The organism is Planktothrix tepida PCC 9214, from assembly GCF_900009145.1.
Taxonomy (GTDB): domain Bacteria; phylum Cyanobacteriota; class Cyanobacteriia; order Cyanobacteriales; family Microcoleaceae; genus Planktothrix; species Planktothrix tepida.
In genome coordinates, this window is sequence record NZ_LN889840.1 from 1 (window position 1) to 636 (window position 636).

A 636-nucleotide genomic window follows, 5' to 3' on the forward strand; every position below is an offset into this window, starting at 1 on the left:
GCTAGTAGCTTTTGGCGCATCATCTCAAAATTTTTGAAGCCATAGCTTTGACGAAGAATTAATTTGATCCGGTTGTTTAATCCCTCCATAACTCCACTGGTTGTTCGATTAATAAAATAATGGCAAATATCGGGAAGATGGTGTTTAAGAGTTTGGGCGGTTTTTCCAAAAACAATAAGAGCCGAATTGAGCCATTTCTTTAATCTTCTCATTCCCATAAGAACCGTTGTACTGCTTTCATAAATATCTCGGAGTTCCTCTTTTAATTCATAAGCGATACTCAAACAGGGGGAGGCCTTTAACAACAGTTTCAGATCCCTTCTCTCTTCGGGGGTTAAATCGACATAATTTTTCAGCAGTAAGCACCGATTTTTTAAGCCTTTTAGTTCTAATTTAAGTCGAAGTTGATTCAGAGAACTGTTGACTAACTTCATCACATGAAATCGGTCAATGACAATTAAAGCATTAGGAAAAACTTCCCGAATCACTTTTTTAAATCCTCCCCACATATCCACAGAAACCTCTTTGACCTTGGCTCTCATTATAACGAATGGTGTAATTCCTCCTTTTCTCTACAAATTCTAAGGGTTCTGTTGGATATTTTTTACATCCAGCACAATAAAATTGGCGACGGGG

Annotated in this window: 1 protein-coding gene; it reads right to left on the reverse strand. The window is 37.6% G+C overall.

The window, feature by feature from the left end; all coding sequences use genetic code 11:
• On the reverse strand, nucleotides 1–542 hold a 542-nt coding region (locus PL9214_RS29380), incomplete at its 3' end, for a transposase (RefSeq protein ID WP_222425317.1).
• Nucleotides 543–636 lie beyond the last annotated feature (94 nt).